Genomic DNA, 24,622 nt, shown 5'->3' on the forward strand with positions numbered 1-24,622 from the left:
ATGAATGCGCCGGAGCGCCTGGGGGCCTTGCACCTGGAGGACCTGGGCCGGTGGATGGAACTGGAGCTGGCCGGCACCCAGACGCTTCAGCGCACCGGCAAGGTGACCGAAGTCATCGGCACGCTGGTGCGGGCCGGCGGGCTGAATGCGCAGGTCGGCGAGATGTGCCATCTCATCGATGCCAACGGCGCGCTGCTGCAGGTGGCGGAGGTCATCGGCTTTTCCCAGGGGCAGACGATTTTGTCGCCGTTCGGCTCCATCCTGGGCGTGGCGCCGGGGCGCACCCGGGTGGTGGGGCTGGGCGAGATCCAGCGCGTGCCCGTCGGTGATGCGCTGCTGGGACGGGTGGTGGACAGCCTCGGCCAGCCGGTCGATGGCGGCCCCGCGATCGTGTGCGACGAACACCGTCCGGTCTTTGCCATGCCGCCCAGCCCGATGTCGCGCGAGATGATCGAACATCCGCTGCCCACCGGCGTGAAGATCATCGACGGCATGATCACGCTGTGCGAAGGCCAGCGCATGGGCATCTTCGCCCCGGCCGGCGTCGGCAAGAGCACGCTGATGGGCATGCTGGCCCGCGGCACGCAATGCGACATCAGCGTCATTGCGCTGATCGGTGAACGGGGCCGGGAGGTGCGCGAGTTCATCGAGATCATCATGGGCCCGGAGGGCATGGCGCGATCGGTGGTGGTGTGCGCCACATCGGACCGGTCCTCCATCGAACGGGCCAAGGCGGCCCATGTGGCCACGGCCATCGCCGAATACTTCCGCGACCGGGGCCAGCGGGTGCTCCTGATGATGGATTCACTCACCCGCTTCGCACGGGCGCAGCGGGAGATCGGCCTGGCCGCCGGGGAATCGCCGGCGCGGCGCGGTTATCCGCCGTCCGTGTTCGCCGAGATTCCGCGCCTGCTGGAGCGCACCGGCATGGGCGCCACCGGCTCCATCACGGCGCTCTACACCGTGCTGGCCGAGGACGACAGCGGCAGCGACCCGATTGCCGAAGAGGTGCGCGGCATCCTGGACGGCCATTTGATCCTCTCCCGCAAGATCGCGGCCCGCAACCAATATCCGGCCATCGACGTGCTGGGCAGCCTCAGCCGGGTGATGTCGCAGGTGGTCAGCCGCGAGCATCAAGCGGCGAACGGCGGTCTGCGCAAGTTGATGGCCAAGTATGACGAGATGGAGCTGCTGATCCAGATGGGCGAATACAAGCCCGGCAGCGACGCGCTCGCCGACGAGGCGGTGCGCAAGCAGGCGGCCATTCGCGACTTCCTGAACCAGGCCACCAGCGACCTGCGGCCTTTTGACCAGACCATTGCCGAGCTGACGGCGCTGGTGAACGGTTGAGGGACGCACCATGGCCGCGCTGGACCTGCGATCACTCAAGACCCTGCTGTGGGCCAAACGCCGCCGGCTGGAGGCGCTGGAGGGCGATGTGAAGTCAGCCGCTGCGGGTGTCCAGGCGGCGGAGGAGGCATTGCAGGCAGCGGTGAGCCGTCATCAGGGCTGTGTGCAGGAGGTTCAGGGCTGCGAACGGGACATCGAGCAGATGGTGTCGTCCCCGCGGTTTGTGCCGCAGGACGCGGTCACGCTGCGTCATGTGCTGGACACGCTGCAAGGGCTGGCGGCTCAGGCAGCGCAAGCCGTGCAGACGGCCCAGGCACAACGCGTGCAGGCGCAGACGGTGCTGGATGCCGCTCGGCTGGCTTTGCAGCGGGCGCAGCAGCAGATCGAGCAACTGGAAGATCGCCGCAAGCGCAGGCTGGTCGAGATCGACCAAGCCGCCGAGGACACACAGGACGAAGAAAGCGAGGAAGCCGCCGTGGCCCGCAAGCTGGCTCAGACACGGGCGGAATCCGCGGCAGGGACGATGACAGGTGCGATGGCCCACCCCACGGCGGACGCTGAAGCTTCCTTGATGCGCTCGGACGCGCTGGCCTGCGCATGAACGAATTGTTCAACCACTTCGAAGGCGTGATCGGCGCCGGGACCTTGCTTCAGCAGGCGGTGATGCTGCTGGCCGTCTCGCTGCTGCGGGTCTATGCGGTGTTCCTGGTCTTGCCCGCCACCAGTGACCAGGCGCTGCAGGGCCCCGTGCGCAACGGGCTGTGCATCTGCCTGGCGCTGTTCATCGCCTGGGGCCAGCCGCTGAGCCTGGTGCAGGACCTGGACATGGTCCGCCTGGTGGCCACCCTGGCCAAGGAAGCCTTGATCGGGCTGGTGCTGGGTTTTGCGGCGTCCACTGTGTTCTGGGTGGCGGAAGGCGTGGGTGTGCTCATCGACAACCAGGCCGGCTACAACAACGTCCAGCAGACCAATCCGCTGAGCGGCGAGCAGAGCACGCCCATCGGCAACCTGCTGGCACAGCTGGCGATCAGCGGGTTTTATCTGCTGGGCGGCATGCTGATGTTGACGGGGCTGCTGTTCGACTCTTTCCACTGGTGGCCCATCGGCAGCCTGGGGCCGGCGTGGTCCACCATCCTGGAAGACTTCGTGAAGGCGCAAACGTCCCGGTATCTGGAGCTCATGATCAAGATCGCCGCGCCGGCGCTGCTGGTGCTGATGCTGGTGGACCTGGGCTTCGGCGTGCTGTCCAAGACGGCGGACAAGCTCGAACCCAACAACCTGGCGCAACCGGTCAAGGGCGCGGTGGCGATTGCAATGCTGTCGCTGCTGGTGGCGGTGTTCTTTGACCAGGTGCGGCCGGCGCTGTCGCTGCACACGCTGTCGCGGGAGATGGCGCAGTGGGCGCAACGGGCACAGGACGCGCAGCCCATGGACGGGGCAGCGGGGCGTGAGCGCCGGTCGACACCCCCAGCGCCCGCCTCGGCGCCCTCGGCCGCCGCTTCTTCGGGCGTTGGCGCATCGCGTGTGGATGTCGCTCCGCGTGATGGTGCCGTTCTGCGCGATGGTGCCGCTGTGCGTGATGGTGCCGCTCCGGACCCTCAGGGTGCCGCTGTTCGGACCGGTGAGCGCTGAACGCTCAGTGTCACAGCGCCCATCGCGGGCTCCATCAAGGCCCTGATCGCGGGGACTATCTCAGCGTCATCACGGTGTTGATCGCAGCGCAGATTGCGGCGTCCATCACGGCGCCGGGCAGAGCGTATAAGACAGCCCCCGTCTCAGGGTCCACCGGCCGAGCGTCAACGGCCCTGCGGGTAGATGGCCTGCCGGATCAGGCCCTCAGCCAGGTGTAGTCGCCCATCGACAGGCTCTCGAACATCTCGTCTTCCGCCTGCAGGATGTTCTCGCGCCAGTAGCGGCCATGCTCGACGTAATGGTTGATGGTGTCGGCCAGGTAGACCCCGTCGACGCCGTCGAACATCGGCACCCGCACCACCAGGAGCACGACGCCGGTATCAGCATCCAGGCCGAGCTGGGCCTGATCCTGGGCATAGAGGCTGAGGTTGGCCTCCAGCATCAACCGGTAGACCCGCAGGCTGCGGCCGGAGGTGACGCTGCCGAAGGCGAAGTTCAGGTAAAGCGCTTCAGGGTCGTTCTCGTAATGCCCCAGCAGCACTTCGAAGCCTTCGACTTCCAGCGCCTGTCTTGCCATGACCGCATCCGCGTCGGGCAGGCCGACTACTTCGCACAGATCGTGAATCAGGTGGTGGTACTGCTCAGGGGTCATGGCGACAGCTCCTTCTTGGCCGTGTGGACCTCCAGGGCGCGCTGCAGCAGCGCATTGACGGGATGGGGTGCGGTGGTGGGTGCTGGTGTTGTCGAGGCGGCGGAAGTGGCGGAAGTGGCCGAGGAGGGCGAGGAGGACGACGAAGCTGATGCCGCGCTCGCCGACCCTGGCCGGAACATCGCCCGGAAGGCGTCCAGCGGGAAGAGCAGGTTCGCATTGCGCTGGGCTTGCGTCACTGCAGGCGGACGACCGTTGGCCTGGCACCAGGTCAGACAGCTCGCACGGATGTCGGCCAGGGTGGGCGATGGCGAGTCCGGCCCGAGGTGGCGTCGCAGAGCGGCTTGGGCGGCCAGTCGCAATGCAGCGACGTTCACCGGAGGCGCCGCGCTGCCGCCCGGCTTCTCGACGGCTGAGGTGCTCCCGGCAGGGGAGTTCCAGGCGGATGCCGACGAAGGGGCCGATCTCGATGCCGATGCCGACACGGCCTTGGACGTCGAAGCATCCCCCCCATGAAAGTACACCGACGCATACGCGTTCAGGAGTGCCGCCATCGGCAGCGGAGACCCTTCACGCGGCGGTGATCGCAGCAGCGCTGCTTCCGGCATGCGGCTGCGTCGCAGCGCCGCACCTTCCTGAACCGGCGGCTGGCGGGCCGGCGGTGGCGGGGCCGGCGCTTCGGCCGGCGAGCGGGGGCCAGCGGGGTCGTGTCGCTGCGCAAGCGAAGACCGCTGCCCGGTCTGCGAGGCCGTTCCCTTCACGCCACCTCCGAGGGCGCCGTCCATGCCGCCCATCAGCCCCATGCCACCGGCACCGCCAACCGCCTGCGCCCACGGGTCATCGGCCAGGCTGCGCGGATGCTCGTCCTCATGATGCGCCCCCGCAGCCGCCGTGGACGCCGGCCTGGGCCGGGCCCGCGGTGCCGGCCCGGTGTTGCGCTTGGCCGGCAACTGCGCCCGCGGTGCATGGCGATAGGCCACGCCCTTGTGCATGCCGCCGGCATATCCCCCATGGCTGTGCCGATGCCGATGGGTCTCTGAGCCGGTGGCCTGCTGGGCCTGCTGCGCTTCGGCAGACTGACGTGCGCGGTCGAGCTTCATCGCTGGAAGATGGCGGTGAACAGGTTCTCGCTGAACTTCATCAGGGTGGAGCCGGCCCACGGCGCGGTGACCACCACCACGCCGGTGACGGCCAGCAGCTTGATGCCCTGCGAAATGCTGGAATCCTGCAAGGAGGTGATCGCCTGGAAGAACGACACCAGCAGCCCGATCACCGCCGACACCACCACCGCCGGCAGCGACAGCACCACACACATCAGCAGCGCCTCGGACGTCAGCTGCACCACCACGTCATAGTTCATTCACGTTCTCCTTCGAGCCGCACGGCAGGCACACCCGATCACCGGTAGGTCAGCACCAGCCCGTGGACCAGCCGGGACCAGCCGTCCAGCGTGACGAACAGCAGCAGCTTGAACGGAATGGCCACGTTGCTGGGCGTGACCTGCGACAGGCCCATGGCCAGCAGCACGTTGGCGATCACGATGTCGATCACGATGAAGGCCAGATACAGCAGGAAGCCGATGCGAAAGGCCGCCGTCAGCTCGCTCAGCAAGAAGGCCGGCGCCAGCACGATCAGGTCGTCCTTCTTCAGCGCGGCGGCCTGCTCCCCCGGCCAGATGAGGCTGGCCGAGCGCAAGAAGAACTGCTTCTCGCGCTCCTCGGCATGCTTGTCCAGAAAACGGCGGAAGGGCTCGCGGGCGGCGTCGGCGGCCTGCATCATGGTTTGCGTGCTGCTGCCGGCGCTGCCGGCCTGGAAGCCCTTGCCGGCGTCGATGAAGACCGGCGCCATGATGTAGCAGGAGATGATGATGGCCACGCCGTTGAGCACCATGTTGGGCGGCACCTGCTGCACGCCGATGGCGTTGCGCAGCAGCCCCAGCACGATGGCGATCTTGGTGTAGGACGTGACGACCATGGCGGCAAACGGCAGCGCCGCCAGCGCCAGCAGCACCAGGAAGAGGGCAACCGGATCAGCGTGCTGCAGCGGCGTCATGGGCGAACTCGAGCCGGGTGATGCGCACGCCAAGCTGGTCGCCAATGGCGATCAACTGGCCCGAGCCCAGGGTGCGGCCCTGGCAGACCAGCCGGACCTGGGCCTGCGCCAGGGGAACGGCCAGTTCCACCGCATAACCGGGTTGCATGCTGGCCAGCTCCGCCAGGCTGACCCGGGCGGTGTCCAGCTCGAACGCCACCGGCAGTTCCAGCGTGTCCAGCGACCCCACCACCGGCGGCGCCTCCAGGCCGTGGACGCCGTCGCCCGGCAGGGAAGGCGCCGGGTCGTCGGCGAGGATGGGCGCTTCGGCAAGGTGCACGGTGAACTCCTGAAGGTCGATGAAAAGGCGGGCCTGCAGCACCCGTCCGATGCCGCAGCGCAGCAGCGGCGCGGTGGTGTCGGCCAGCACGGCGTCCCCGGGCTGCAGCGAGCGCAGGATGGAGAGCGGCAGCGAGCGGGTGAACAGCCGCAACACCGGGCGCAGGGGCCATGCGGCCAAAGGCGACAGGTCGGCGCCCACTGGCGCCAGCAGGGCGCTCAGCCGGTCGAGCACGGCGGGATCGGCGTCCAGCAGCGCCACCGGCATGCCGCCGCCCTGGAGGCAGGGCAGTCGGCCGGGCCAGGGCACATCGGGCAGCGCCTCCGGCGCGATGCTGATGACGCGCAGCGGGCCGAGCGCGGGCGCTAGAGCCTGAGCCCAGTCGTCCAGCAAGTGCGTGACGATGGCGCAGGCCTGATCCTGCGGCTGGTGGGCCAGGGCCAGTTGCAGGGCGGGACTGTCCGATGGGTCCAGGCCAAGCCGGAACTGCCCGCTGTCGGTGTCCACCGTCAGCGCCCAGACGGGAGCGGGCTGCCGCAACGCCACGCCCAGGCTCGCCTGCGACAACGTGGCTCGCAGCCAGGCAGCGAAGCGCGCGTCCTGGGTGATGCGCAGCAGCGCAGCCTGGCCGGGCGTGAGGCGGGGCAGATGCCCGGCGAGCGAGCCCGCCGTGGGCACATCCGGCCTTGCAACGCTGGAGGGCAGTGAGGTCATGTGAGTTCGATGTCGATATGCCGGTCGCCCGGCAGGTCGCGGCTCAGCAGGCGGTGCAGCTGCGACTGGTGCGCCGAAATTAGGGCGTAGGACTGCGTCGACTGCGTACTGAAGCGAAGCAGCAGGTGATGGCGCGAAAACGTCATGCGAAGCTCGGTGTGGGGCAGGGCGGCGCTGTCGATCGGCACCTGGACGGTCCAGCTGTGGAAGTTCGGGTCGCTGCCGGTGCACAGCGTCAGCACGGTGTCCGCCAGGCCATGGGCCCAGTCGCCGGAAAGCTCCGCGGGAGGGGCCGGCGCGCCGACGGGCAGCATCGACAGCGGAGGGATCGCGATGGCCTGCGCAGCGAGGTCCGGGCCGGAAGCCGGGGTTGCAGCCCTGGAGGCCGCGGTGTCAGCTGCCTCAACGGTGGGAAGCGCATCCTCGTCGCCATCGAGATCAGCCTCGCCGGGCAGTCTCTTGCGCGGCTGCGGCGAAGCGACAGAGCGAGTGGCCGTTGTGCCGGGCTGCGCGTTGCCGCTCACCGACATCGCGTTGTCGGCGAAGCGCCTGGATGGCACAGACAGCGCATCGGATCGGGCGCCTTGCGAGGGGCCGGGGGCAGCGGTCGCCATGGCGCCAGGGGCGCCGCTATCGCCGCTGTGACTGCCGTAACCGCGGTGAACGCTGTGAACGCTCTGGCTGCTTGTGCACGCGATCCCGCCTCCGCCGCCTGCTGCGTTGCGCCCATCGCTCGCTGCGCCGATTCCCTCATCAGGAATCGCCTCCGCAGCTCCCGCGTTCCCCGTCGAACGCCTCGCGCCAGCGAGGGCCCGCCGGAAGCGCTCCTCATGACGGGGGTCCACCGGACGCGGCGCCGTGGCCGCAGCAGTCGGTTCTCCGACCACCAGGCGCCGGATGCGCCGGATCTCCTCGTCCGTCATCACCGCCACCGGATCACATCACCACCCGGCCCAGGGGCCGCAATTCCACCTGGTGGCCCAGCTCCTGGTAGGAGTAGACCCGCAGGCTCTCCAGCCGCGTCTCGATGATCTTCTTCACATAGCGCCGAATGTCCATCGAGGTCACCACCGCCACGCCGGCTTCCGGGGACCCGCCCGCAATCTGCATCACCTTCTCGGTAATGGCGGCGGCGCTTTCCGGCGCCATGGCCAGGTAGTTGCCGGTGGGCGTCGGCTTGATGCATTGGCGGATGGCCTGCTCCACGGCCGCGTCCAGCAGGATGGCCGAGACGTAGGGCTTGCCGGCACCGGCTTCAAAGGCCAGGTAGCGGCCCAGGTCCCCGCGCACGTACTCGGTGAGCAGCAGCATGTCCTTTTCCTTCGGGCCCCAGGTGATCAGGCTCTCGAAGATGCTGCGCACATTGCGGATGGGCACCTGCTCCTCCAGCAGGCGTCGCATCACCTCGGCAATGCGCTGCACCGGCAGGATCTTCTGCACCTCGGCCACCAGGCCCGGGTAATCGGCCGTGGCCTTGTCCACGATCCACTGGATCTCCTGCACGCCCATGAACTGGTGAGCATTGCGGCGCAGCAGCAGCATGACCTGGCGGGCCATGACCTGCTCGATGTCCAGGCACTTGCCGCGCTCGGCTTCCGGAATGTCCGGCGCACTCATCCATCGGGATTCCGACTGTTCCAGCACGGCGCCGTGGACCTGCGCCCGCGCGGCCCAGGGCTCGCTGCTGAGCGACGGCGGCACCAGCAGCATCCGGCCTGGCAGCGCCACATGCCGCACCGGCACGTCGTTGATCAGCACCTCGAAACGCAGCGTGTCCAGGGCCGCGTCCACCCACATGCACACGCCGGGGAAGGGCACGCCCAGCATCGACTGCAGCTGCACCCGCTCCCGCTCCATCGCCTGGTCCAGCTGATGAGGCATGAGCAGGGCCGCCAGCCCGGGAGACATGCGCACCGCCAGCGGCCGGGAGAAATGCGGCGCTTCCTGCATGATGGATGGCGCATCCCCCTTGGCCCCCTCGCGCTGCAGGGCCGCGATGGGCGCGGACAGACTCTGGGCCTCGCCGGACTTGCGCTGGCGGGACAGGTAACGTCCCGCCGCCGCCAACCCCGCGCCCAGCATCAGGAACTGCACCGCCGGAAAACCCGGCACGGCGGCAAACGCCACCGTCAGGCCGGCGGCCAGGTACATGGCCCGCACATTGGCCGTCATCTGCGCCACGATTTCCTGACCCAGCGACCGCGGCTTCTTCTGATGCTCATCCGCCACCCGCGTGATCAGCACCCCGGCGGCGACGCAGATGAACAGCGACGGAATCTGCGACACCATCGCATCGCCGATGGACAGCACGGCGAACCGGTTGGCCGCCTCGCCCGCCGTCATGCCGTGGTACATGATGCCCACCACGATCCCGGCCAGGATGTTGACCAGCGTGATGATCAGCCCGGCAATCGCATCGCCCTTCACGAACTTCATCGCGCCGTCCATGCCGCCGTGCATCTGGCTCTCCATGCCCAGCAGCGCGCGCTTGCGGCGCGCCTCGTCGCCGGTGAGCAGGCCAGCCCGCAGGTCGGCATCGATGCTCATCTGCTTGCCCGGCATGGCATCCAGCGTGAAGCGGGCCCCAACCTCCGCCACCCGTTCCGAGCCCTTGGAGATCACGATGAACTGCACCACCGTGATGATGATGAACACCACGATGCCCACCACCAGGTTGCCACCCACCACCAGCTCGCCGAAGCTCTCGATCAGGTGGCCCGCATCCGCATGCAGCAGGATGGACTTGGTGGACGCGATGTTCAGGGACAGCCGGAACAGCGTGGTGAACAGCAGCAGCGACGGAAAGGACGACAGCGCCACCGCGTTCGGAATGAACAGCGAGGTCATCAGCAGCAGCACGCTGATGGCCAGGTTCACGGCCAGCAGGCTGTCGATGGCCACGGTGGGCAGCGGCAGGATCATCAGGCCCACGATGGCCACGACCAGCAGGCTCATGGCCAGGTCGTTGCCCAGGGTGCTCTTGTCGCTCAGGGCGTTGCTCATGCTTGATCTCCGCGGGGCGCAGGGCTGTTGGGTCGGGCGGTGCCGGCGGCGTCCAGCATGGCCACCCAGCGCAGCACCGTGGCCACGCCTTCGAACAGGGCTTCCGGCACGGTGTCGTCCACCGGCACCTTGAACAGCGCGCGGGCCAGGGGCGGGTCGCCGACGATGGGCACGCCCGCGGCTTCCGCAATCCGCCGGATCTCCATGGCCTGGTCATCGGCACCCTTGGCCACGATCACCGGCAGCGGGGTTTCACCGGGGCGGTAGCGCAGGGCCACCGCGTAGTGGGTGGGGTTGGTCACCACCACCGTGGCCTGCGGCACTGTGCGGGCGGGGTTGCCGTTGGCGATCTCATGGGCCAGTCGCTTGCGCTGGCCCTTGAGCATCGGGTCGCCTTCCATTTCCTTGTATTCGCGCTTGACCTCGTCCTTGTCCATGCGCTGGTCGCGGATGAACAGCCAGCGCTGCAGGGCAAAATCGATCGGGCCAATGACGATCAGCGTGATGGTGCTCGCCACCAGCAGCTTGAGCAGCGCGCTCCAGCCGATGGCCGCCACGCCCATGGGCGTCTGCGTGGCCGCGCCCACCATCAGCGGCACCAGACCCACCGTGATGAAGGCCACCACGCAGGCGACGAAGATCGCCTTGAACACGGTCTTGACCAGTTCGATGATGGAGCGCAGCGAGATCAGCTTCTTCAGGCCGGCGCCCGGATTGACCTTGTCGAAATTGGGCGTGATGGGCTCGAAGCTGATGTTGAAGCCGACCTGCGCGAAGGAGGCGACGAAGCCGGTGACGATGGCCGCCGCCACGAACGGCAGCACGATCCACAGGCCTTCGATGGCCATGTCGTAGGCAATGACCAGCACGTCGGTGTCGCTGCGCACGCCGATCGCAGCGCCGCTGGCCAGCGCAAACAGCCGCTCCAGATGCGCCAGTGCGGTCGACGTGGCCGCCGTGAGGCAGACCGTCATCACCAGCAGCGCGGCGGCGGCATTGATGTCCTGGCTCTTGGGCGACTGGCCCTTCTTCTTGGCGTCATCCAGCTTCTTCTGGCTGGGCTGTTCGGTCTTCTCGGCCATGGGTCACGGCCCGCTTGCACGCACCTGCGCAAGATCTGGCGCGGCGGGATCGTCCCGCAGCGCTGGGTGCTGCAACGTCGGGTCCTGCCGCCGCTGATCCTGTAGCGGCTGGTCCTGCAGCGGCTGGTCCGGCAGTGTCATGCCCAGCATCAGCAGGTCGCGGCGCTTGCCGAAGGCCATGATGGCGCCCGGCAGTCGTCCCCATGACTGGAAACCCAGGTGCCGCAGCACGCCCAGGCTTGGCGCGTTGTCGCTCCACACCGTGGCCAGCAAGCGGTCGACGTGCCAGGCCGGCGCCTGCCGGATGAGGTGCCGCACCAGCTGCGTGCCGACGCCGTGGCCGCGCCACCGCGGCGCGACGTAGTAGGCAAACTCGAACAGCGAGGACAGGCCCGGCCGCTCATGCATGCCCAGGGAACCCATCCATCCGGCAATCTCGCCGTCGATCCTGGCCACCAGCATCGGGCGTCCATACACCTGATGGACCAGGATGATGCGCCGGGCCATGGGCACGCTCATCGGCCCGAGGTAGTTGGCCTCCGGCTGTGCGTCCATGTCCTTGACCCGGGCCATCTCGGCGGCCAGCCAGCGCGCCCCTTCCTCCGGCGTCACTCCGGCGGGCTGGTAGGGCTGGGTCCGCAGCGAGGCGTTGTAGATGGCGGCCACGGCCCAGGCGTCCTCGGTCGTGGCCGGTCGCAGATCGGCGCGGCAGCGCTTGGGCAGCAGGGACAGATCGACCGGGGACAGCACAGCGGACACGGCAGCTCCTTGGGTTCACGTCCACTGTGGCGGGGGCGGTGAAGGCGGCCGGGCTGCAGGGCGAAGCGCTGTGCACGAATGCGAAACGGGGCGGCACGGCGGAGGTACGTCGGGGCCAAGGCCGCATCGGGCGTCTCTCGATCCCCCTTGGATCGTTCCCCATGCCAGTTGAGGATTGTTGAGGATTTCATTGAGAAGACATGAGGCCATCGCGGCGGACCTCTGCCTAGCATTTCGGCACGATGCGCTGTGGCGGTGCATCGAGCATCCAATGAAGCAGGGAGTTCATATGCTGTTGATGACATTGGGCCGGTTGACGCTGTCCGAGGCGGATGCCGATGTGGCGGATGCGGTGTCACGGGGAGAGGTCCACGAAGCCTTGCGGCTGGGGCTGGCGCGCATGGAGCGCGGCGCTGGCGTGGAAGGCCGGGATCTGGCGGCGCTGGGCCAGGTGATGATCCAGGCGCTGCTGGCCGCAGGCCGCGAGGAACAGGCCGAGGAGCTGATGCAGCGCCAGCTGCGCCATTACGAGACCTTGCCGCGGGCACGCATGCGGCAGCTGTCGTCGCTGGATCGTGGGCAGCTGTTCCTGCACATGAACAAGCCCGGACGTGCGGCGGAGAGTTTCAATGTGGTGGCGGATGCGGACGACGCACCGGTGCTGCCGCGTGTGCTGGCCCTGGCCGGCCTGGCCAAGGCGATGGAGTCCATGGGCGAGCATCGGCGTGCTGCGCGGACTTTGGCCTTCGCGGAACAACTGGCCCAGGCGCCGGAGGTGCCGCCCGCCTGCCTGGTGCTGCTCACGGCGATCGGTCTGGAGCAGCAGGTCTGCCGCGCGCTGCGGCACTACGACGACGTCACGAACGTCAATGCCGCGGCAACGCCAGCGCTGAGAACGTCGCTGCAGTCCGTCCAGCAGGACCTCCATGCGGTGCCGGCTGCAGCAGCCAGGGTGCGTTTCCTGCTGGCCCTGATGCAGCCGGCCGCGGCCGTCGAGGCCCGCACAACCGCCAGCGTGGAAGCCTTGTTCGACGGCGTGCGCTGGTACAAGGACCGTCGCCTCGCGCCGCTGGAGGAGCGGGCCCGCGTGGAAGCGGCGCTGGCCCTGCTGGACCGCGGCCTGGCCGGATCGGCCTGCGACATCCTCGGACCGCTGGCGGTGGACGACGCCCGTCAGCTGCATCACCGGCATGCCATTGAGCTGCGCTACTGCGCGTCGCGGCTGCACGTGATGAACGGCCGGCATTCGGATGCCTTGCGCTGTTATCGGCAGCATGCGCAGCTCTCCCTGGCGCGGCTTCGCTTTGAGTTGACGCGAGTGCCGTATTCACGCTTCCTGGAGCAGCAGGAGCGCGCCGAGCAGGCCGACGCCGACCAGCTGCGGCTGCCGCCGCGCTACCGGCGGGCTTACCAGTTCATGCTGGACCATCTGCATGACCGGACGCTGTCGGTGCGGCGGATCGCTGCGGAGATCGATGTCACCGAACGGGCCCTGCAGATGGCCTTCCGAAGCCATCTGGGCCTGACACCGGCCGAGCTGCTGCGCAAGCTGCGCATGGCCTGCATCCGCACCGAGCTTCAGCAGATGGCGGGACGCGACAGCGTGCTGGCCGTGGCCACCCGCTGGGGCATGGGCAACCGGTCCACCCTGGCGCACAACTACCGGCAGCAGTTTGGGGAAGCGCCCAGTGCCACCGCGTCCCCGCTGGGCAGTCATGAGCGGGCGTCGCTGGCGATGTCGGTGGCGATGGCGACAGGCGCCTCGTCACTGGAGGGCGGGATGCGGGCGGGACCGCCGTCGCTGGGTATTCAGCCCCCGCTGGCCGTGCACCCTGCTCAGGGGATCGAGCCTCCGCGCGACGCGCAGGCGGCGATGGAGGTGCCGACCCTGGCCGATGCCACCGCGATGCCGCTGGGCGTGGTGCGTGGGGGGCCTGCAGAGGCGGGCCGCCGCGAGGTGGTCACCGGCGGGGACTGAGGAGCGGCGCATGAGCACGGACGCGGGCAGAGTGCCGCCACGGTGGACGCCAGCAGCGTCCAGTGCGCCGGGTCCGGCGGGTGCGACGCCGTCGGGGCTGTCGGCGTCGGGCGCGTCGCCCGGGGCGGCGCGGGCTGCGATGGGGACGGGCGCGGGCAGGGCCGCTGGTGCGTCGCTTGCAGGCGCGCCGTCGGCGGGTGCAAGCCTTGGCGCGGATGAGCTCCGCGGCACCGCTCCAGGTGCGGAGGGAGGCGCTCGACGCCGGGATGACGTCGGTGCGAGGCGCGGTGCTTCGGCGCATCGTCTGATGGGCGCGGTGGTGCGCCGTCTGCTTGAGGATGCGGACGAGGAACGCGTGGAGGAGGGCACTGGGTCGGTTGTGGAGGGCGGCACGGCTTCCGCCCCCGCGGGGGGATCTGATCGCAACGACCGGTTGGACGTGCGGCGGTCGGTGGTGCCCGGACGACCGCGGCGGTCCGGCTTGGCAGCGACACGCACCGTCAGCAGGCAGGGCCACGGCGGGCAGAAAGAGGCTGGTGATGGCCCGGACAGCACGGCCGGGCGGACGGTCTCGACCGCTGCTGGGGGAGAGGCAGGCGTGTGGGCGACCCCGTCTCGCACGGCCGGTGAGGTGGTCGCTACTGCGCCCGTTGCCGCGCCGCAGACGCGCATTACCCCGGTCGGACCGCGGGACCGGCTGGCACCGGATCGTGCGGTGGCGCCGGAGCGGGTGGGGCGGTCGTCCGGCATGGCGAAGTTGAGTTGGGGCGCCATGCTGGCTGCGGTGGTGGCCTTGGTCGTGGTGCTGCTGATCGGCGGTTTCGACGCGCCCGGCACGGAAGGCGCTGCGCCTGCGAGCGATCGCCAGGGACGCACGACGGAGCCCGCGCAAGAACAGTGACGTAGCGCGGCGCGGTCGCGGTCAATGCCGCCTTCAGCAGTCCGGCCCGCAAGTCCGCTTGATGACAGTCCTGCCCGTTCGTCGCCCTAGGCGGTGCCGAGCCTTCGTCTGACCGGTGATGGCTTCGGGTTTGGTGGGCTGGCAGTCTGCGGGTCGTCCCAGAGTGCATCGGCACCACCGCAGCTCAGGGAGCCAAGATGAGCGTGTTTTCCCGGCGCAATGATCCGCAGCCCAATGCCGGCCAGTATCCGATGCAGAACCTGCCCGCTGATGCAGCCCAGTCGGCAGCCCAGTCGTCGGCCAGTGGCGCGCCAGGCGCGCCAGGCACGCCCACGTCAACACCCGCGCACCCCACACCTTCTGTGCTGCCCACCACCACTGCGGCGACGGGGGGCCTGAGTGGACGCAGCAATACCAGCGGCGCGCCCTCGCGACCGCAGCCCCGTGCGGGCGTGCCGCGCGGCCCCCAGGGTCAGGGCCTCTCAACCACTGGCACGCCAGCATCGACGGGATCCTCCAGTCCCCCGCACGCGTTGGCCGCGAACGCTTCGGCGGCGCAGTCGACGGCCAGCGTCGCCACCGCCCAGCCCCTGCCTGCACCCACGATCACGACACAGGCCGCTCGCACCCAGGCCCACGAGGCGCATCGTGAAGTGCCTCTTCGGATGGATCGGCAGGCGGGTGCGCAGGCGGCGCTCGCGAGCGCGCAGTCTGCGACCCAAGCGCTAACGGAGCGCCAGACCAAAGCGACAGCCAGTGCAGACACCGAGGCGGCGACCCGCCAAGCCACGCTCCATCAGGCCGAACAGAAGCTGCAGGCGGCCAGTGCGGCACTGCCTCCATTGCGGCAGGTGGTGGCTGATCATCAACAGGCGTTGGACGACAACAAGGCACAGGCGACTTCACTGACCCAGGAGCACGCACGGCTCAGCCAAGCGCCTGCGCTCGCCCAGGCGCGGTCAGATGTGGCGGCGGCGCAGGCGCGGCTCGATGCGCTCAAAAAGGGCGAGAACCCTCAAGGCGCTGGTGCGTCTGGGAGCGGAACCGCGGCGGCGTCGCACACCCCTTCCGCTGCGACCGCGCAGACCGCGTCCGCTGCAACGGCGCAGAACCCTTCGGCTGCGGCATCGCAGAACCGCTCAGCCGCGCCGGCGCGGACCCCGACTGCCGCGAGCGCGCAGACCCCGACTGCCGCGACGCACCAGAACCCTTCCAGCGCCCCCGCCCAGAATCCCCAGCAACAGCTCGCACAAGCCGAGGCCGACCTGAAGCATTGCCAGGACACGCTGCAACCTCTGGAGGCCGCGTTGAAGCGGGTAGAGACCGCGCTGGCCCAGAACACCCAGGATCGCAGCGACATCAAGAAACGTCTCGCCACAGCGCAAGACCGCGTCACTGCTGGCGAGCGTGACCTCACGCAGGCGCAGTCCCACCGGGACGCGGCGGAGGCGGCCGTCCAGCAACTGCAGACGGCGCGCGCGGACCTCGCTCGGGTGGTGAATCTGCAGACGACACACATCGAATCTCACGAAAGGGACGCGACCACCGCCGCCACCGCTGCAGCCACGGTGACGCAGCTTCACCGCGACCTGTCGGCTGCCTCGGTGCGAGTGGCCGATGCAGCCACCCTGGCGCATCAGGACCACCAGCGCTATCAGGCGCAGCTCCCACGGGCCCGACAGGCCGAAGAGCAGCTGGCGGCCGCACAGGCGCTGCTGGCACCTTCGGGCCGGTTGAGGACCGAGGTGCAGCGCTGCCAGCGCGATCTCGACGCGGCGCGTGCTGCGAGCAGTCAAGGCGAACAAAGCGCGCAAATCGGGCCAGGCGGACAGAGCGGCCCAGGCGGACAAAGCGGGCAAATCGGGCAAATCGGGCAGGGCGTCCAACGCGCAGAGCAGGCACTGACCGCCGCGCAGGCCGCCGTGCGCAGCCAGGAGCGGGAAGTCAGCCGGTTGAGCCAGGACGCCCAGCGAGCCCAGGGGCAACTGTCCACGCTTCGAGCGGCCGCCGAGTCCAGCCAGCAGGCCCTGGCCGCCGCCGAGCAGGCCCGCGCCGACCTGGTCGGACGAGCCGACGACGCTGACCGCACGGCTCAGGCCAGCGCGCAGGCCCGAGACCGTTTGCAACCCGCGGCGGACGCGGCACGTGATGCGATCGGCCATGCCGTCACCGGGCTTTGCGATGCCCTCAGCGCCGCTGCCACTGCCACGCCTGCCACGCCCACCGCGCCCACCACCCCGCAGACTGGCAACGCCAATACACCCAGTCGCACGGCGCGTGCCAAGAACGCTGTTGAGCGCACCACGCAATCGCTGGGCAACCGCATCGGCCCGCTCAAGGTGGACGGGACCCTGGGGCCATTCAGCGCGTCCAGCAGCACCAATGCCACCACGGGCTTTCGCGACGGCCTACCGCCGGTGAAAACCGTGACCACGGCCACGGACGCCGGCGCCCTGCGGTCGGTGGATCGCAAAGCCAAGACGGCGGCGGTGAGCACGGCGGCCCTGCTGGCCGGCGGTCCCGTCGGCAAACCCTCGGCCGCGCAAACGCCGCCGGCCTTCGGCAATGCAGTGGCCTTCAGCGAAGAGATCGGCCGCATGTTCGGCCTCGCGGACGCAGGGACTGCGGCCCACCCCGTGGCCACGCGCCTGGCTGATGCGCTGCTGTCCCATCCCAACCCCGATCCGGTGGGCCGGCCCGATGGCCATCCGCTGCGTCATGAGCAGGCCTTGTTGATCGCCACCGTCCTGCGCTCGGTCACCGACGATCCGGCCACGGCAGCCCATCTCTACAACCGGCTCTGGAGCGACCCGGCCCCGCAACTGGGCGGCGTGCAGCGTCGCAGCGCGCAGCCCTCGCCGCTGCAGGGTCTGTCGGATGTCAGCCCGCCCCATGACGCCGCCATGCAGGCCCGGGTGAATGAAGCGCGGCGCGCACTGGCGGCCACCAGCAGCGGCATGGAGGCGCTGCTGCAGCTGCAGGGCCTGTCGCTGCCGCCCAAGGACGACGCCCATCGCCGTCACGCCGAACAGGCGGTGGAGATGTACAAGCTGGGCCTGCGCGCCGAGACGGAGGTGATCCGGCAGCTCAGCACCCCGCGCCGGGGCGGGCACGCCCCGATCACCGTGGGCCTGCCGCAGGGCAGCGATGAGATCCACGCCGCACTTCAGTCGCGCACCGACTTCGCGGCGCTGTCGGATGCGGCGCGTCTGGGCCGCGGCAACCGCTCCCGCACCGATCGGGAAGATCCGGCCACGCTGGCGACCCAGGCCTTCCTGTATGCCCGCGCCAATCTCGAGCGCGCGCCGGGCGCCCCCGATGCCGCCCAGCATGCGGACTGCAAGCCCGCTTACGTCGCCCTGCGCAACGGCTTCACCGAAAGCGGCCAGGACAGCGACTTCCACAAGATGGCCAAACGGCTGCACAAGTTCGTCAAGTACATCGACCTGGCCTGCGCGACACCGGTCGCCGACCCGGGGTTCATCGACCAGCTCAAGCATCCCGGGACTGCCCTGCGTCGCAAGCGCGGCAAGGACAAGACGCCGCTCAAGACCCTGATGCAGGCTGGACCGCTGGGGTCCAACATCGGCACTGTGCCGGGCGAGCACGCCACCCGCCTGCGCAGTGCGCTGGACCGCAGCAAGACGGCCCTGACGTCGAGCCTGACGCAGCCGGCCACGCCGTTGACGCCGGAGCAGCGCACCGCCGGTCTGATGCGGCTGGCAGCCATGCAGCTGTGGGAGGCGCAAGTGCCGGAAAAACCGGGGCCCTTGCTGGATCTGTCCCAGGGCATCCGGTTGACGCCCGAGGCCGTGCTTGAGAAGGCCCATGCGCTGAACCAGAGCTTGTTCGGCCAGAACGGCGCCACGCCGCCTGCGCTGCACGACGCCACGCTCCGCCGTGAAACCCAGGTGCATCGGGACGGGCCGCTGCTGCCCAAGACCTTGCAGCAGTGGCTGGCGGAGATGCCTGCTGCGCAACCCGCAGCCACCTCCACGCCATCGGCCCCCAGCGCAGCCACAAGCGCCCCCAGTGCCACCACAGCCACCACAGCCACCACAGCCACCACCGCCACCACCGCCACCACCGCCACCACACCCACCACACCCACCACACCCACCACACCCACCACACCCACCACCACCGACCCGCTCGCCGATCTGAAGAAGGACGTCGAGATCCTCCGCGGCAAGGCGGCCATCGACGACACACTCAGCGCCTTGCAGGACCAGTTCGACAAGGCGGATGTGGCGGGCCGCCGCGAGATCCTTCGCCAGGTGATGATCTCCGTGGTGGCGGGCGGCGACATGACCGACTACAGCGACGGCCGCAAGAACGGCATCGGCGGCAGCTTTGGTTATCTGTCGGCGCAGGTCAAAGGCCTGGGCGGACTGACCACCGGCATCACGCCCGTGGGTGAATTCAACCTGGATCACGCCCGGACCGCGGTGCTCAAGGCAGGCGTGGCCTCCAACACCGGCGTGATCTTCCTGGGCAGCGAGACCAAGGTGACCGAGATGATCGGCGTGGGCGTGCGCGCCGGTGCGCAGGCGGGCGTGGTCAACATGAGCGCGCAGGCCATGGCCCGCCTGGGCGGCGCCCACCTGTTCACCAAAGGGCTGATGATCCGCACCAACAAGCAGGGCGAGGAGCACAAGGACCTGGACCCGGCGCTGACCCAGACCATGAGCGCGTCCAACTGGAAGCGCATGAGCGAGCTGGTGGTGAACTCGGTCTTCGACCTCGCCGGCGAACCCGCGCGCGGCGCCGCCGCCACCCGCCCGAAGAATGGGGGCGAGATGTGGTCCCGCATGGTGGGCAAGGTCGGCGATTTCCGGGACATCTCCTTTGGCTGGAACACCGGGCAGTCCCACCAGGCCACCGCTTCGCTGGGGGTGGACGGCAACGTCGGCGTGAAGGCCGGACCCGTCGGGCGCTTCTCGGCGGCGGGGGGCGTGGGCGTGCGCACCACGCTGTTCAACCGCAGCAAGGCCCATGAGCGCTCCGGCGCGACGCAGACCTCACAGGCCGCCAGCAGCAGCCGCACCTCGCTGGGCGCCGCGCTGAGCGCAGGGTTCTCCCATCCGGCCATTTCAAAACAGGGGCAGCCGGACGTGGCTGTCTTTGCCCGGCACAAGGTGGGGGTGGAAACGGAGCTGGTGATCCAGGCGCAGAACGGCGCCGTGCGCATCACCACGATGGATGGCAAGGTGCAGCCCGGCATCTCCTACAAGCACCGCGAGTTCGCCGTCGAGGACGATTTCATGAAGATGGTGAATTCGCAGCGGTCGCACTGGGAGCCACGCCTGGGCACGCGGCGTGAGGACGGGACCTTGGCCGGCGGCCGCGAAGCCCTGGACGGATTCCTGCAGCAGGTGGCGAACCTGCCGCCGGGCAACAGCCGCATGTTCATTGAACGCAAGTGCCTCACCCAGGAAGCCGCCGACACCCTGACCGCCTGCATGCACCGGCTCGATGCCCTGGAGCGTCAGGCCGGCAACACACCGGCCAAGGCCGATCAGATCCAGGCCTTGCGCCAGCAGATCGCTGCACAGGTGGCGGACGAGTCGTCGTGGCAGCCCTTCCGCCTGTTCGTGAACCAGACCCAGCAACGCTCGCGCGAAAGCGGCTTCGGCGGAGAACACCGCGCCAGCGGGGCCAGCCCGGAAGACAAGAAGGCCGGGCCCAGCGGCTTTGCCGAACGTTTTCTGGGGGGCGGCCGCGTGACGCTGGGGGGCAAGATCAACACCGCCCACGGAGGTCGCGACCTGATCACGCTGGATGCCATGCCGCTGCGTGAGTGAGGGTGGGCGCGGACAAAACTGCAGACTCGCTGTCGCATCTGCTGGCGCACGGCCTGGCTGCGCGAGTGCGCCCGCCAGGACAAGGCTGTGGGTGCGCGCCTGCGAAGGGATCGCCCCCGGCCGGTCCGGCGCGTCAGTGCGTCAGTGATCGTCCGCCAGCGCCGTCTCAAAGGCCAGCCGCGGCCCCGGTGCCTCGGCCGGCACACAGCTCGGTCGCCGGGCATCCCGCTCGACCAGTAGCCGCCGTGGTCGCGGCGGTACCGCACGCCGGACCTGGAAGATCTCCGCCAAATTGGCGTTCGGCCGCAGCAGCGGTCGAAGGCAGGCGGCCGGCCCCGTCAGCAGCGGCGTCACGCCGGGCCCGTGCCCGGCCACGGTGGAATCGCCATGCACGATCACGCCGATGGTCACGCGGCTCTCCCGGAAAATCGGACCCCGCCGCACATCCGCGCCAATGATGGCCACCATGTCCCCAAACCTCAGACTGGTCAGCTTCCACCGCTCGCGGCTGGGACGGTCCGCCAGCTGGATGTCGTAGTCGCCGCGCCAGGCGGTGTTCTTCCCCAGGCCCGATCCCATCAGCCGGGCCGGCACCAGATGCGTCACCGGCACATGCAGCCGACCGTCCTGCTCCAGCACGCCCCAGCGTCCCAGCAGGGCCGGGTCACAGTTCAGCACCTCGATCTTGGGGTATTGCAGCAGCCTCAGCCCCAGCCCGTGCGAGCGGATGCCGATGCGGTCGCCGATGGCCAGCTTCTCCAGCACCGGTGTGGGGAAGTCGACCATCACATGGTTCACGCCGCCATGCTTGCCGGTGACCAGCCCCCGCTGGCCGCGGCAGCGGCCGCTCAGCACCTCGGCGACATTGCCGACGCAGGCATAGGTCATCAGCGCCGTGTTGGGGCCGTCGCGCGGCCCCACGATCTCCCGGCTGTTGTTGTGCAGCGAGACGCCGGGCTCGATGTGGTCGCCCGCCAGGCCCACGCACAGGTCGCCAATGCGCCGGTTGAGCACGATGCCGCCGGTGCCGGGCAACACCCGCGGCACCCCGTCGTGTCCGATGCGATAGGGCGCCGTGCCCGCAACCGGATGGGCGATCTGCCCCTGGACCGACACGATCACCAGGTCCTCCCGGTTCAGCCGGGGGCCGCCCGGTCGGTCGGGCGCCAGGCGCTGGGGGGATGTCCGAAGCGGTGTCATTGGGGCCCGCGGTGGGTCGCTCCACATCATGCTTCTCCGGTTGCCTAGAGCAGGTACCACCACACCTGGGCGTGCTGCCAGGGGTCGGGCGGGTTGGGGTCGTCGTCGAGGTCGGTCTCCGATTCGCAGTCGTCTGCAGAAGAGGTGTCTTCAGTCGGTGCTTCTTCGGCCTGTGCGTGTGCAATCGGTGCGTGTGCAAGCGTTGCGTCTGGCGCCGGCTCCCCCAGACCCGCCACCACATGCATCACGGCCAAGGGAGGCAATTGCTGAGCCAGCGTCGCCAGGCCGGCACGGGCCAAGGCCTCGCGAAGCAGCAGGCGTTCCGTGACGAAGAGGGTTTCGGGGGCCTCATCCGACGCGGCGGGTCTCTTCCCCTGGCTGCCGACGCCCCTGACGCGAAACCCCAGCTGCCGCGCCAGCGCCACCAGGGCAGGTTCGCGACCCCGAGCCGCAGCGCACAGCACCAGCGCGCCCTCCAGCACGGCCGACAGACTCATTGCATCCAACGCCGCCCGGCGCCAGTCGATGCCCTGCCACGGCGATCGCAGGGCCAGCCCGCGGTGCTCCGCCCGCAGCTCCAGGCTCCGCTGCATCAGCTCGAACTGGTCGAACAGGCTGAGGTCCTCCACGTCCCGCAGCTGCGACTCGGCGATGCGGTCCCCCACCCATCGCAGCACCCAGGCGCTTTCATCGGTCCGCTCCCGCAGCTGGATCCAGCGGGTGAGGGCAGTGGGGCTGATGGCCGCGGTGGCGTCGTCCTGGCTCTTGTCGTGCTTCTCGTCCCGGGTCTCATCCGCCATGCGGTTCTGGGCCTGGCCGGCGGCGTCGCGGGACCGCGCCTGCGCGGGTGCTGGCAGGGGGGCCTGCCGGGCGTCGCCGCTCGACACGGCGCGAAGACGCACGGGGTACTGGCGCAGCGCTCGCAGATCCGCCAGGTCGATCGGACCTGACCCGCCCAGGCTCGGTACCCGGCCCGTCAGCAGCTCGCTGTTGTCCAGCGCTTCCCAGAAGCTGCGGGTCAGCCAGGGTTCCACCACCGCCACCAGCCGCAGGGCCAGCGTCGGTCCCTGCGCATGGGTCAGCAGCAGCGATGGCTCCAGCACACAGGGCAGCCGCCGCTGGTCCACATGCACCGACACATCTGCGCGCCGCATGGGTCACCTCCTGGAGGACACTGTGGGTTGCGGGGGCATCGGTGAGCCAGGCAGACGCCGCGCGGCTCAGGCGGCCTGTGGCACGCCCAGCACGCTTTGCAGCGCAGGCGTCACGCCCGGGAAGCCGCGGCCTTCCGGCGTCATCCGGTACGCCGCGATCCAGGCCTCCGCATGCGCGCCCATCGGCCGCACCACGTTCTGGAACAGGATCGGATCCACCGCCGTCTTGAAGTCGTTGTCCGCCACGAACTGCAGCACACGCCGACCGCTCTCCGCCATCTTCGCCCGCTGCGAGGGCTCGGCCACGCCGCCCAGGTAGCGGTTGGAGACGATCTCCACCACGTCCCACTTGGTGTTGGCGTCAAAGGCCTTCTTGATGTCGGGCGCGTCCAGCAGCTTGAGCACCTGGATCAGGTAGTGGCCGGTTTCCATGGCCAGCGCGAAGATGTTGCCGTAGGTGGAGCGGTCCAGTGCGTAGCGCAGGTCCAGGCCGATGCGCTGGATGGTGCCGACGCTGCCGAAGGGCCGCTGGTCGATCAATTGGCCGCCGCGGATGACCTCGCCGATCAGCAGGTCGCGGAAGTACTGCCCCACCGCCACCATGAAACCCACGATCTGCCGGTGGAAGTTGCGGTTCACCACCGCGCCGGCCGGCGGTTGGGCGGAGCCGTAGTTGAAGGCGCGCCGGTAGGCGATCATGCGGTCGTTGCGGGTGTAGCGCAGGGGCTTCCACTTCTCCAGCAGATAGAGCCCGCGGGCACCGGGGCCACGCTGGATGCGCATCTTGCCCAGGCGGAACAGCCGCAGCAGCGTCTCCACCACCTCGAAGATCTTCATCCGCTCGTGCTGGTAGATGAAGTAGAGCTCGGCCGCCGCATGCAGCTGGCTGGGCACCACCGCATCGTCGAAGTCCGGGGTGACGTAGGGGTAGGCGATTTTGTCGAAGCCGACATTGCCCTGCGGGCCCATGCCCAGCAGGTCGAAGAAGCCGCTGTCACTGTCGCCGGCGGACTTGCCCAGCAGCTCGCTGAAGCGCTGCTCGAACTGGCTGGAGATCGCGCCGCGCTGTTCGGGTGGCAGGCCGGCCACCTGCTCCTGCAGGAAGGTTTCCCACAGCCGCTGAATGGTTTCGGTAGTCTGGAAGCTCATCTTGCACTCCTGATGGGGCCGGTTTGGGGGCGTTGTGCTGGAGGGATGTCCCGGTAGGGGGTGGAGGGGCGCGGCGTCAGTCCGCCAGGCCCATGGTGGAGCCGTTGTCTTCTTCGGCATCCGGTTCGTGGAAGACCAGCGTGACGTCGTATTCAAAGGCGATCAGCTGGCCCAGCCGTTCGCGTCGGTCTTCGGGCAGCAGGGCCGGCGTGCCCACCGCCAGCGGGTCGCCCAGCGCCATGAAGCGATCCAGCCAGTCGCCGCCGCCGTCGTCCAGGTGCTTGAGCAGCTCGCCGGTGCGACCGCTGATTTCCTCTTTGCGCCATTTCTCCATGGCCCGGTTCAGGGCACCGTTCCTGGTGGTCCCGTCCAGCAGCAGATGGCGAAGCCGGTCCACCGAGGCGAGCACGACCAGGCCGTTTTCGTCCGGGGTGGCGGCCTCGCTGGGGCCGGGGTCGTCCTCATCATCCTCGTCGTCATCGTCGTCGTCCGCGGCCAGCTCGTTGAGCGCGGTGGCGCAGTCGTGGAGCGCGGTGGCCAGCGGCCCCTGGTCGCCCAGCACCAGGTTCATGTTCGCGGCGGATTCCGCCACGCTGACTGCCCGGCCACTGCGCGAATCGCTCAGCAGCGCGGCCAGCGTCTGGGTCAGCAGGCTGAGCTGGCTCGACAGCGTCTGCTGTGGGTCGTCGCCGACCAGGCGCCGCGTCAGGGTCTGGAGGCTGCCGGTGGTGGCGTCGCGTTCCACCGCGGCCTCCTGGATCAGCGTGCTGCGCGGAAGGGTGAGGACACGGTCCCGCCACAGGTCGAAGGTGGTGGGCTGCAAGGGGGTCAACCGGATGCTGGGCATGACGAAGCTCCTGGAGAAAGGGGTGGGGA

At 69.3% G+C, this 24,622-nt stretch carries 19 protein-coding genes; 6 read left to right on the forward strand and 13 right to left on the reverse strand.

Annotation, left to right across the window (positions count from 1 at the left end; genetic code table 11):
• From sctN to sctT, 3 genes are read left to right on the forward strand one after another with little or no spacing between them, the layout of a single operon-like run.
• Positions 1 to 1,350, forward strand: coding sequence for a type III secretion system ATPase SctN (sctN, locus tag DES44_RS06745; protein ID WP_058935659.1), 1,350 nt, complete (start codon positions 1 to 3; stop codon positions 1,348 to 1,350).
• A 10-nt stretch (positions 1,351 to 1,360) separates the two neighbouring features.
• On the forward strand, positions 1,361 to 1,951 hold the full coding sequence (locus DES44_RS06750; protein ID WP_058935658.1) for a hypothetical protein: 591 nt from the start codon (positions 1,361 to 1,363) through the stop codon (positions 1,949 to 1,951).
• Complete coding sequence (sctT, locus tag DES44_RS06755; RefSeq protein WP_083525677.1) at positions 1,948 to 2,982, forward strand: type III secretion system export apparatus subunit SctT; 1,035 nt, start codon at positions 1,948 to 1,950, stop codon at positions 2,980 to 2,982. Before DES44_RS06750 ends, sctT begins: the two co-directional genes overlap by 4 nt.
• Positions 2,983 to 3,178: 196 nt before the next feature.
• On the opposite strand, the gene DES44_RS06760 is transcribed toward sctT, so the two are convergent.
• The 9 genes from DES44_RS06760 to DES44_RS06800 form a co-directional block, all read right to left on the reverse strand.
• Positions 3,179 to 3,634, reverse strand: coding sequence for a CesT family type III secretion system chaperone (locus tag DES44_RS06760; protein ID WP_058935657.1), 456 nt, complete (start codon positions 3,632 to 3,634; stop codon positions 3,179 to 3,181).
• On the reverse strand, positions 3,631 to 4,731 hold the full coding sequence (locus DES44_RS06765) for a hypothetical protein (protein ID WP_058935656.1): 1,101 nt from the start codon (positions 4,729 to 4,731) through the stop codon (positions 3,631 to 3,633). The genes DES44_RS06760 and DES44_RS06765 overlap by 4 nt, the downstream gene beginning before the upstream one ends.
• Positions 4,728 to 4,991, reverse strand: a complete 264-nt coding sequence (gene sctS / locus DES44_RS06770) for a type III secretion system export apparatus subunit SctS (protein ID WP_058935655.1) — start codon at positions 4,989 to 4,991, stop codon at positions 4,728 to 4,730. Before sctS ends, DES44_RS06765 begins: the two co-directional genes overlap by 4 nt.
• Positions 4,992 to 5,029: 38 nt before the next feature.
• On the reverse strand, positions 5,030 to 5,683 hold the full coding sequence (sctR, locus tag DES44_RS06775) for a type III secretion system export apparatus subunit SctR (RefSeq protein WP_058935654.1): 654 nt from the start codon (positions 5,681 to 5,683) through the stop codon (positions 5,030 to 5,032).
• Positions 5,661 to 6,716 (reverse strand): type III secretion system cytoplasmic ring protein SctQ, encoded by a 1,056-nt coding sequence (gene sctQ, locus DES44_RS06780; protein ID WP_116001348.1) that lies wholly within the window; start codon positions 6,714 to 6,716, stop codon positions 5,661 to 5,663. The genes sctR and sctQ overlap by 23 nt, the downstream gene beginning before the upstream one ends.
• Positions 6,713 to 7,330, reverse strand: a complete 618-nt coding sequence (locus DES44_RS06785; protein ID WP_170156622.1) for a type III secretion HpaP family protein — start codon at positions 7,328 to 7,330, stop codon at positions 6,713 to 6,715. The genes sctQ and DES44_RS06785 overlap by 4 nt, the downstream gene beginning before the upstream one ends.
• A 322-nt stretch (positions 7,331 to 7,652) precedes the next feature.
• On the reverse strand, positions 7,653 to 9,719 hold the full coding sequence (sctV, locus tag DES44_RS06790) for a type III secretion system export apparatus subunit SctV (protein WP_058935651.1): 2,067 nt from the start codon (positions 9,717 to 9,719) through the stop codon (positions 7,653 to 7,655).
• Positions 9,716 to 10,801, reverse strand: a complete 1,086-nt coding sequence (gene sctU / locus DES44_RS06795) for a type III secretion system export apparatus subunit SctU (protein WP_058935650.1) — start codon at positions 10,799 to 10,801, stop codon at positions 9,716 to 9,718. The genes sctV and sctU overlap by 4 nt, the downstream gene beginning before the upstream one ends.
• Before the next feature lie 3 nt (positions 10,802 to 10,804).
• Positions 10,805 to 11,560, reverse strand: coding sequence for a GNAT family N-acetyltransferase (locus DES44_RS06800; protein ID WP_058935649.1), 756 nt, complete (start codon positions 11,558 to 11,560; stop codon positions 10,805 to 10,807).
• Positions 11,561 to 11,849: 289 nt separating this feature from the next.
• Here DES44_RS06800 and DES44_RS06805 point away from each other — a divergent pair, with 289 nt between their 5' ends.
• The 3 genes from DES44_RS06805 to DES44_RS06810 all read left to right on the forward strand — a co-directional run bounded on the left by DES44_RS06805 (position 11,850) and on the right by DES44_RS06810 (position 20,243).
• Positions 11,850 to 13,538 carry a helix-turn-helix transcriptional regulator gene (locus DES44_RS06805; protein ID WP_058935648.1) on the forward strand — a complete coding sequence of 563 codons (1,689 nt, stop codon included), beginning with the start codon at positions 11,850 to 11,852 and terminating at the stop codon, positions 13,536 to 13,538.
• A 598-nt stretch (positions 13,539 to 14,136) separates the two neighbouring features.
• Complete coding sequence (locus DES44_RS24540; protein ID WP_147306995.1) at positions 14,137 to 14,439, forward strand: hypothetical protein; 303 nt, start codon at positions 14,137 to 14,139, stop codon at positions 14,437 to 14,439.
• 197 nt (positions 14,440 to 14,636) lie between these two features.
• On the forward strand, positions 14,637 to 20,243 hold the full coding sequence (locus tag DES44_RS06810; protein ID WP_147306996.1) for a hypothetical protein: 5,607 nt from the start codon (positions 14,637 to 14,639) through the stop codon (positions 20,241 to 20,243).
• A gap of 141 nt (positions 20,244 to 20,384) precedes the next feature.
• Here the strand turns inward: DES44_RS06810 and DES44_RS06815 are convergent, their stop codons facing one another.
• From DES44_RS06815 to DES44_RS06830, 4 genes are all read right to left on the reverse strand, one after another.
• Positions 20,385 to 21,443 (reverse strand): DUF4438 domain-containing protein, encoded by a 1,059-nt coding sequence (locus tag DES44_RS06815; RefSeq protein WP_058935646.1) that lies wholly within the window; start codon positions 21,441 to 21,443, stop codon positions 20,385 to 20,387.
• Positions 21,444 to 21,487: 44 nt separating this feature from the next.
• A complete protein-coding gene (locus DES44_RS06820) occupies positions 21,488 to 22,597 on the reverse strand; it encodes a hypothetical protein (protein ID WP_058935645.1) in 1,110 nt (369 codons plus the stop codon).
• Between the two features lie 66 nt (positions 22,598 to 22,663).
• Positions 22,664 to 23,746 carry a hypothetical protein gene (locus DES44_RS06825; RefSeq protein ID WP_058935644.1) on the reverse strand — a complete coding sequence of 361 codons (1,083 nt, stop codon included), beginning with the start codon at positions 23,744 to 23,746 and terminating at the stop codon, positions 22,664 to 22,666.
• Between the two features lie 76 nt (positions 23,747 to 23,822).
• Positions 23,823 to 24,593: a hypothetical protein gene (locus DES44_RS06830; protein ID WP_058935643.1), complete on the reverse strand. Its 771-nt coding sequence runs from the start codon at positions 24,591 to 24,593 to the stop codon at positions 23,823 to 23,825.
• Positions 24,594 to 24,622 lie beyond the last annotated feature (29 nt).

Origin of the sequence: Roseateles depolymerans, from assembly GCF_003387155.1 — a bacterium.
GTDB lineage: Bacteria > Pseudomonadota > Gammaproteobacteria > Burkholderiales > Burkholderiaceae_C > Roseateles > Roseateles depolymerans.